The 8,834-nt window shown below is 69.2% G+C and carries 5 protein-coding genes; 4 read left to right on the top strand and 1 reads right to left on the bottom strand.

Features of this window, described 5'->3' with window-relative positions:
- The first annotated feature begins 553 nt into the window (after positions 1 to 553).
- Genes ACFYM2_RS07845 through ACFYM2_RS07835 form a run of 3 tightly spaced genes read left to right on the top strand, consistent with a single transcriptional unit; the run spans position 554 to position 4,097 of the window.
- Positions 554 to 961: a VOC family protein gene (locus tag ACFYM2_RS07845; protein ID WP_388462575.1), complete on the top strand. Its 408-nt coding sequence runs from the start codon at positions 554 to 556 to the stop codon at positions 959 to 961.
- A 38-nt stretch (positions 962 to 999) separates the two neighbouring features.
- On the top strand, positions 1,000 to 1,743 hold the full coding sequence (locus ACFYM2_RS07840; RefSeq protein ID WP_388462579.1) for an HAD family hydrolase: 744 nt from the start codon (positions 1,000 to 1,002) through the stop codon (positions 1,741 to 1,743).
- A complete protein-coding gene (locus tag ACFYM2_RS07835) occupies positions 1,740 to 4,097 on the top strand; it encodes a glycoside hydrolase family 65 protein (RefSeq protein WP_388834222.1) in 2,358 nt (785 codons plus the stop codon). The genes ACFYM2_RS07840 and ACFYM2_RS07835 overlap by 4 nt, the downstream gene beginning before the upstream one ends.
- Positions 4,098 to 4,164: 67 nt before the next feature.
- Here the strand turns inward: ACFYM2_RS07835 and ACFYM2_RS07830 are convergent, their stop codons facing one another.
- Positions 4,165 to 6,549, bottom strand: a complete 2,385-nt coding sequence (locus tag ACFYM2_RS07830) for a phosphoketolase family protein (RefSeq protein WP_359008957.1) — start codon at positions 6,547 to 6,549, stop codon at positions 4,165 to 4,167.
- Positions 6,550 to 7,106: 557 nt separating this feature from the next.
- Here ACFYM2_RS07830 and ACFYM2_RS07825 point away from each other — a divergent pair.
- On the top strand, positions 7,107 to 8,828 hold the full coding sequence (locus ACFYM2_RS07825; RefSeq protein WP_388834219.1) for a GAF domain-containing protein: 1,722 nt from the start codon (positions 7,107 to 7,109) through the stop codon (positions 8,826 to 8,828).
- Positions 8,829 to 8,834: the final 6 nt, after the last annotated feature.

Raw genomic sequence — 8,834 nt, 5'->3', positions numbered from 1 at the left:
GGCGTCGACAAGAACACCACCGTCGTCTTCCCCGCACCCCTGATGAGCACCATCGGCGAACTCGGCTCCTTCCTCGCCCGCGAGACCCAGGCCGCCGCGTCCAGGGGACGGCCAGGCGGCGTTGCCAAACCGGAGATCCGTCCGCTGACGAACGGAGCACGGGAGAACGTGTGAGCCCTCTTTGGCGTGCCGGTCACCCTCCGCGCGGGGGCGACCGGCACGCCAAAGAGGGCTCACGGGCGGGGTAGGGGAGGCGCCGTCGGTGCGCGGTTCGTGGACGGCGACGACACCGTCGACGGTGGCCGGCTTCGCCACCACTTCGTTGGGGACGGGTCGGCACGGACGCTGACGAGGCGGATACCGGCACGGCGTGTGGACCGTTCGGCACCTGCCGTTCATGGGCGGACCACGTGAAGCTCGGATACGGCGCGAGACGCGCGCTGCGACGCCAGGACCGAGCAGTGCGAGAAAGGTGCTGATGGGACGCGACGCATCACCCGAAGGCGCAGTCACCCACCCGACCGCTACGGCTCAGGCAGCTCCGCCGGGCAGCATGACCTTGGGAGCCGTCGTGCTGTACGTGTGCGACCTCCAGGAGTCGGTGACGTTCTACCGCGCTCTCCTGGGCCTCCAGGAGAGCGACTGGGGAACCACCACCGCGGCCCTGCTCTTCAACCCGGAAGGGTTCCAGCTCTATCTGCGATCGGTGGGCATCCAGGCGGCCCATGCGCTGGGGGCTGTCGGCACCCAGTTCGTGGTCTGGGCCGCGCCCAGCTCGACGGCGCTCAGGCGCTGCGAAGAATGGCTCAAGGAGCAGAAGGCCCACATCCACACCGGGACTGCCGATGGCATCACCTGGGTCGAGGGCCGAGACCCCAGCCATCTGCCGGTCATGGTGACCTACCCGCGTTCCGGCCAGGCAGTGCACCACCAGATCCTCGCTCGGATCTATGCATGGTGAACCCGGTCCAGCTGCGGTTCTCGACGGCCGGCAGCGACATGAACCGTGTCGGGCTACCGCCGTCCGTCCGTGCCTGTCTCTTCGACCTGGACGGGGTCCTGACCCGCACGGCCACGGTCCACGCGGCAGCCTGGAAAGAAACGTTCGACGCCTTCCTGCGAGAGCGCGACGAGGCAGTGCTCCGTCCCTTCGACGAGGTCAAGGACTACGACGCGTACGTCGACGGACTGCCCCGGGCCGACGGCGTCCGCAGCTTCCTCGCCTCCCGCGGCATCACACTGCCCGAGGGCGGCGGCGACGGGACACCGGCGGGGAACACGGTTCACGGTCTCGGTGAACGGAAGAACGCGATTCTCCTCAGGAGAATCCGGGAGGAGGGCGTGCGGGCCTACTCCGGCTCGGTCCGTTATCTCGAGGCGGTTCGGAGCGCGGAACTGCGTCGGGCGGTGGTTTCTTCCAGCGCCAACTGTCTCGACGTGCTCGTCTCTGCGGGCATCGCCCATCTCGTCGAGGTGAGGATCGATGCCGTCGTCGCCTTCGAGCAGCGACTCCCGGGCAAACCACACCCCGACACCTTCCTTGCCGCTGCACGCATCCTAGGAGTCCCCCCGGCCAGTTGCGCTGTCTTCGAGGACTCGCTCGCGGGGATCGACGCCGGCCGCAGCGGCGGTTTCGGTTTCGTCATCGGCGTGGACCGCACCGGCCAGGCCCCAGCGCTGCGTCGGCATGGCGCGGATCTGGTGGTGCGCGACCTGGCCGAGCTGCTGAGGGCTTCCTCGTGATCAGCCATCCCGCCTACGGTGTCGAACCGTGGTGCCTGTGCGAGAGCGAACTCAACCTCGACATGCTGGCCCAGAGCGAATCGTTGTTCGCGCTTGCCAATGGCCATGTCGGATGGCGGGGAAACCTCGACGAAGGCGAGCCGCACGGCCTGCCGGGGACCTACCTCAATGGGGTGTACGAGCTGCACCCGCTGCCGTACGCCGAGGCCGGATACGGCTATCCGGCCTCCGGCCAGAGCATCATCAACGTCACCAACGGCAAGATCATCCGGCTTCTGGTGGACGACGAGCCCTTCGATCTGCGCTACGGCCGGCTCGACAGTCATGAGCGGGTGCTGGATTTCCGGACCGGGGTGCTGCACCGCAGGGTCCAGTGGACCTCCCCGGCCGGCAGTACCGTACGGATCAGCTCCTCGCGTCTGGTGTCGTTCACTCAGCGAGCGGTGGCGGCCATCGCCTACGAAGTGGAAGCGCTCGGCACCCCACTGCGGGTCGTCCTGCAGTCGGAACTCGTCGCCAACGAGCAGCTCCCGAAACCCGGTGGCGACCCGCGGAGCGCGGCAGCCCTGGAGTCACCGCTGGTGGCGGAGGAGAACTTCGCCTGCGGGGGCCGGCTTCGGCTGATCCACCGAACCGCCAGGAGCGGCCTGCGCGTAGCGGCCGCCGCGGATCACGTCGTCCAGGGACCCGACGGTACGGCGATGTCCTCGGAGAGCGCCGACGACCTGAGCCGGGTCACCCTCACCGCGCAGCTGCTGCCGGGCCAGAAGCTGCGCGTCGAGAAGTTCGTCACCCACGGCTGGTCCAGTACCCGCTCCCTGCCTGCCCTGCACGACCAGGTGGACGCCGCCCTGGCAGCAGCGACCAGCACCACCTGGGACGGTCTGCACGCCGAACAGCGCGACTACCTCTCGGAATTCTGGGCCGGGGCCGACGTGCAGGTGGAGGGCGACCCGGAGATCCAGCAAGCGGTCCGGTTCGCCCTGTTCCACGTACTACAGGCCGGAGCACGGGTGGAGGAGCGCGCCATCCCGGCCAAGGGCCTCACCGGTCCCGGCTACGACGGCCACTGCTTCTGGGACACCGAGACCTTCGTCCTTCCGGTGCTGACCTACACCGCGCCCGGGGCTGCGGCGCAGGCGCTCGGATGGCGCTGCGCCACACTCCCGCCGGCGCAGGAACGAGCAAGGCAACTCGGCTTGGCCGGGGCCGCCTTCCCCTGGCGGACGATCAACGGCGCGGAGTGCTCGTCCTACTGGCCCGCCGGCACCGCCGCCTTCCACATCAACGCCGACATCGCCGACGCCGTGCTGCGCTACGTCGCGGCGACCGGCGACGACACCTTCGAACGGGAAACCGGACTGCCACTGCTCGTCGAGACCGCCCGGCTGTGGCGCGCACTGGGACACCACGACAAGGACGGGAACTATCACCTCCACGGCGTCACGGGGCCGGACGAGTACAGCGCACTGTCGGACGACAACACCTACACCAACTTGATGGCGCAGCAGAACCTGGAGGGCGCCGCCGGCGCCGTGGCCCGCCACCCCCGAGAGAGCGGCCTGCTCGGCGTGAGCGACGAGGAGAGCATCGCCTGGCGGGACGCGGCCGCCAGGATGACCGTGCCCTACGACAAGACGCTCGGCATGCATGAACAGTCCGCCGGCTCCACCGGACACCAGCGGTGGGACTTCCTTGCGACCGGCCCCGGAGAGTACCCGCTGATGCTGCATTTCCCGTACTTCGACCTCTACCGCAAACAGGTCCTCAAACAGGCCGACCTGGTATTGGCCATGCATCTGCGGGGCGACGCCTTCACACGGCAGGCCAAGGCCGTCGCCTTCTCCTACTACGACGCGCTGACGGTGCGGGACTCCTCGCTGTCCGCGTGCACCCAGGCCGTACTCGCCGCCGAGACCGGGCACCTGGAACTCGCCTACGACTACCTCGGCGAGGCCGCGATGATGGATCTGTCCGACCTGCGGCACAACACCCGCGACGGCCTGCACATCGCCGCGCTCGCCGGCACCTGGACAGCGCTCGTCGCGGGCTTCGGAGGCATGCGGCACCACGATGGCCTGCTCTCCTTCGCCCCCCGCCTCCCCCCGGCACTCAGCCGACTCACCTTCACCGTGCTCATCCGCGGCCGGCGACTGCGGGTCGAGATCACCCCCACTGCGGTCACCTACTCACTACCGGCGGGCAGCCCCCTGGGGATCCAGCACCACGGGGTAGCCCTCGAAGTGACGCCCGGGGTACCCCGATCAGAGCCGGTCCCCGCAGCGCCGCCCGAACAGCCCGTACCCGTCCAGCCGGCGGGGCGGCGTCCGGTAAGGCGCTGCCGCGGGGTGTGACCGTCGCAGGCGGCTTGCTCTGCCCCACGCATATTCCCCAGCAGGGGGAGCTCCCGCGGACGGCGGTTCAGCCGGCCCAGGTCCAGTCGGCGACCTCGGGCAGGTCGGTGCCGTGGGCTCGAATCCAGTCATGATGGCGCAGGCGGGTGTCCACCAGTTCCTGGCGGATCGTGGCGGCTCGCTCGGCGAGTCCGGGGACGCGGTCGATGACGTCCATGGCCAGGCGGTAGCGGTCGAGGTCGTTGCGTACAACCATGTCGAAGGGCGTGGTCGTGGATCCTTCCTCCTTGTAACCGCGGACATGGAGGTGGGGGTGGCCGGTGCGGCGGTAGGCGAGACGGTGGATCAGCCACGGATAGCCGTGGTAGGCGAAGATGACCGGTTTGTCGGGGGTGAACAGGGCGTCGTACTCGGCATCGGGCATACCGTGCGGATGCTCCGCCGCGGGGAGAAGTCGCGCCAGATCCACCACGTTCACCACACGCACCGCCAGATCGGGCAGGTAGTGGCGGAGCAACTGGGCTGCGGCCAGCACCTCCAGTGTGGGGACGTCACCGGCGCAGACCAGGACCACGTCCGGGTCGCGGATGCCGTCCTCCGTGCTCGCCCAGTCCCAGATTCCCGCCCCGCGGGCGCAGTGGCCCCGGGCCTCCTCCAGGGTCAGCCAGTCGAAGCAGGGCTGCTTGCCCGCGACGATCACGTTGACGTAGTCGCGGGAGCGCAGCGTGTGGTCGGCCACCGCGAGCAGGGTGTTGGCGTCCGGCGGGAGGTAGACACGCACGACTTCCGGGGACTTGTTGAGTACGTGGTCGATGAAGCCGGGGTCCTGGTGGGAGAAGCCGTTGTTGTCCTGGCGCCAGACGTGCGAGGTGAGGAGGTAGTTGAGGGAGGCGATGGGGAGGCGCCAGGGAATCCGGCGTGAGGTGCGCAGCCACTTGATGTGCTGGTTGACCATGGAGTCGACGATGTGGACGAACGCTTCGTAGCAGGAGAACATCCCGTGCCGGCCGGTCAGCAGATACCCCTCCAGCCAGCCCTGGCAGGTGTGTTCGGAGAGGATCTCCATGACGCGGCCGTGCCGGTCCAGGTTCTCGTCCACCGGGAGGGTGTTCGCCTGCCACGCCTTTCCCGTGGCCCGGTAGACGGAATCCAGCCGGTTGGAGGCGGTCTCGTCCGGTCCCACCAGTCGGAAGTCGCGCCGCTCGGCGGTGTTCTCCATGACGGTCTCCAAGAGACCGCCCAGTACCCGGGTGGGTTCGTGCATCGTCACGCCGGGCTTGTCGACCTGCACCGCGTAGTGCTCCAGAGGCGGCAGCGGCAGGGCACGCACCAGGAGCCCGCCGTTGGCGTGCTCGCTCGCGCCGAGGCGGTGTGCCCCGTCAGGTACGCACTCCAGGACCTTCGCGGACGGGCGTCCCTGGTCGTCGAACAGCTCACGCGGCCGGTAGGAGCGCATCCACTGCTCCAACTGCCGCAGATGGTCCGGGTTTTCCCGCACTCCGGCCAGCGGTACCTGGTGGGCGCGCCAGGTGCCCTCGACCGGCAGGCCGTCGACCTCGGCCGGTCCGGTCCACCCCTTGGGCGTGCGGAGCACGATCACCGGCCAGCGGCGGCGTTCGGTGACACCCTCCCGGCGGGCGCCGTGCTGGATGGCGGTGATCGTGTCCAGGGCGGTGTCCATGGCGTGCGCCATCGCGACGTGAACCTGGAGCGGATCGTCGCCCTCGACGTGGATCGGGTCATGGCCCAGCCCTCGTAGCAGGTCGTCGAGTTCGTAGGCGGGCAGCCTGGCGAGGATCGACGGGTTGGCGATCTTGTACCCGTTGAGGTGCAGGATCGGCAGGACCGCGCCGTCGTGGACCGGGTCGAGGAACTTGTTGGAGTGCCAGGAGGCGGCCAGCGGTCCGGTCTCGGCCTCCCCGTCACCGATCACACAGGCGACCAGCAACTCCGGATTGTCGAGCGCGGCGCCGTAGGCGTGGGAGAGCGAGTAGCCGAGCTCACCGCCCTCGTGGATCGAGCCCGGCGTCTGGGGCGCGACATGGCTGGGCACCCCGCCCGGGAAGGAGAACTGACGGAAGAGGCGGGCCATCCCGTCCGCGTCCCTGCTTACGTCCGGGTACGTTTCGGAGTACGTTCCCTCGATCCAGGAATTGGCAAGCACCGCCGGCCCCCCGTGACCCGGGCCCCAGACGCACAGGGTGTCCTTGCCGCAGTTCTTGATCACACGGTTGAGATGGGTATGGACAAGGTTCAGGCCGGGTGATGTCCCCCAGTGCCCCAGCAAGCGGGGTTTGATGTGCTCCGGGCGCAGCGCTTCTTCGAGCAGCGGGTTGGCCATCAGATAGATCTGACCGACCGCGAGGTAGTTCGCTGCCCTCCAGTGCGCGTCGAGCGCGGCCAATTCCTGCGCGCCGAGGTAACTGGCCGATTCCTCATGGGTGTCGGGCATCTCGCGCTCCCTCCATGGACCGCCGGGCGGGCGTCATCGCCACAATCGCCGCAGATCTGTTTCGCCGCGCGTTCAGCAGCGCGTTTGTGGATCACCGTGATCCACGGTGCCCTGCACGATGTGCCTCCCGGAGCGGGGTAGTGCTCCGGTCCTCGGGGACCGGAGTCTCGTTTCTCAGGCTAGGGCCAGGCCCGAGCGAGCGCAGGTGCCGGATGGCCCTGTCCTAGGCCCGACCGGATCGCGTCGTCGCCAGGCGGCTGCCGCTGTGCAAGGCTGAATCCGGGGACTAGCGTGGGTGATGCTGCCCCGGTCCCCGGCCGCGCCGCTTCCGCCTCGACGTCGCATCGGAGCTCCGCGCGCCTGCCGCAGGGCCCGCGCTCCGTTCCTCCATCCGGAGCTCCTGAGCACACCGGACGCGTCCAGCGGAGCAATCCGGTCCGCCGCCCCGGCCCTCGAAAGAGCATCCCTCCTGTACCACCGGAGGGCGCAGTGCTCCGGGGCTCGCACGACCCGGCGTGCTTCCGCACCCCGCCGCATCCGACAACACGGAGGCCTCAGTGAACGCCGAGGAGCCCGCACCGTCCGCAACGGTGCCACGGCTGCGCCTGGATGTGCTGCTCGAAGAACTCCAGGCGCAGATCCGAGTGATCCGCGGCACTCAAGGACGTCTCCACGGTCTGTTGGAGGCGGTCCTGTCCGTGGGCCGCGAGCTCGATCTCGCGCAGGTGCTGCGCCACATCACCGAGGCCGCCGCAGTCCTGGTGGACGCTGAATACGGTGCACTCGGGGTCATAGGCCCCGATCAACGCCTCACGCAGTTCCTCACGGTGGGGGTCAACGAGAGCGAGCACGCGCGAATTGAGGCTCTGCCCGCCGGGCACGGGCTGCTCGGCGAGCTGATCAGCCATCCGCAAGCGCTGCGGCTCGAAGAGCTGGCGGAGCACCCGACGTCGTGCGGCTTCCCTCCGCACCACCCGCCGATGCGCTCTTTCCTCGGCGTACCGGTGAGCGTACGGGGAGTGGTGTTCGGCAACCTCTACCTCACGCAGAAACGAGGGGGCGCGCAGTTTGACGCGGAAGACCAGGCCGTCTTGTCGACCCTGGCCGTAGCGGCCGGGGTGGCGATCGACAACGCCCGTCTGTACGCCGAGGCGCAAGTGCGGGAACGCTGGCTGGCGGCCGGTGCCGAGCTCACCAGCGGTCTGTTGTCCGGCGCCCCGGAGACGACAGTTCTGGAGCTGATGCTGAACCGGGCACAGGCCATCACCTCGGCCGACCTCGGCGTGGTCGACCTCCTCACTCCCGGTACGCGGGAGTTGCGCGGGGTGCTCGCTCTGGGGGAGGGGGCGGCACTGCACCGTGGAGCACGCCTGCCGCGGGAGGGGACCCTGACCGGGGCGGCCCTCGCCGCAGGACAGCTGATTGTCACCGCCGATGTGAAGAGTGACCCGCGGGTCACCCACCTGCCCGAGCGCTGGAGGGGGCTCGGGCCCGCAGTCGCCGTTCCTCTGAGTACCAGTGACGGGGCTCGCGGGGTACTTCTGCTCGCCCGCACTGCGGGACGCACGCCTTTCTCCCCGGAGGAGATCGCCCCGCTGCCCGGTTTCGCGGGTCAGGCGGCCCTGGCTCTGGAACTCGCCGACCGGCGCAAGAACGCCGAGCAGGTGAGCCTGCTGGAGGACCGCGACCGGATCGCGCGGGACCTCCACGACCTGGCCATCCAGAGGTTGTTCGCCACCGGAATGACACTGCAGAGCGCGAAGCGCTTCGTCGGACATCCGGAGGCAACCGAGCGGATCAGCCGGGCGGTCGACGACCTCGACACCACCATCAAGATCATCCGATCCACGATCTTCGGACTGCGGGCCCACGACACGACCACGGTGGGTCCGGGCCTGCGGGCGCACGCCTCCAAGACCGCCGAGGAGGCCGTTCCCGCACTCGGGTTCACCCCGTCCCTGCGCATGGAGGGGCTGCTCGACACCGATGTCCCGCACACCATGGCGGACGAGGTGGTGGCCGTGCTGAGCGAGGCATTGGCGAACATCGCCCGCCACGCGCACGCTTCGTCCGCGGAGATCGCGCTCATCGTCCGTAAGGAGCGACTCATCCTGACGATCACCGACGACGGCGTCGGGATGGGCCCAGGCGGACATCGCAGCGGGCTGCGCAATCTCAGCGAGCGCGCGCAGAACCTGGGCGGAGACCTCACTCTGGCCGTGCCGGCCGGGGGAGGTGCCCTTCTCCGCTGGGCCGTACCGCTTGCCGATCGCCGTTAGCGAGTT

Source organism: Streptomyces sp. NPDC006711 (assembly GCF_042869775.1).
Classification (GTDB): domain Bacteria; phylum Actinomycetota; class Actinomycetes; order Streptomycetales; family Streptomycetaceae; genus Streptomyces.
The sequence above is the reverse complement of the archived record's forward strand: the minus strand, read 5'-3'. Positions and strand labels throughout refer to the sequence as shown.

Bases quoted from the DNA above. Each gene is read 5' to 3' on its own strand.
- ACFYM2_RS07845 (WP_388462575.1), top strand. From the start codon at position 554: ATGACCTTGGGAGCCGTCGTGCTGTACGTGTGCGACCTCCAGGAGTCG.
- ACFYM2_RS07840 (WP_388462579.1), top strand. From the start codon at position 1,000: ATGAACCGTGTCGGGCTACCGCCGTCCGTCCGTGCCTGTCTCTTCGAC.
- ACFYM2_RS07830 (WP_359008957.1), bottom strand. From the start codon at position 6,549: ATGCCCGACACCCATGAGGAATCGGCCAGTTACCTCGGCGCGCAGGAA.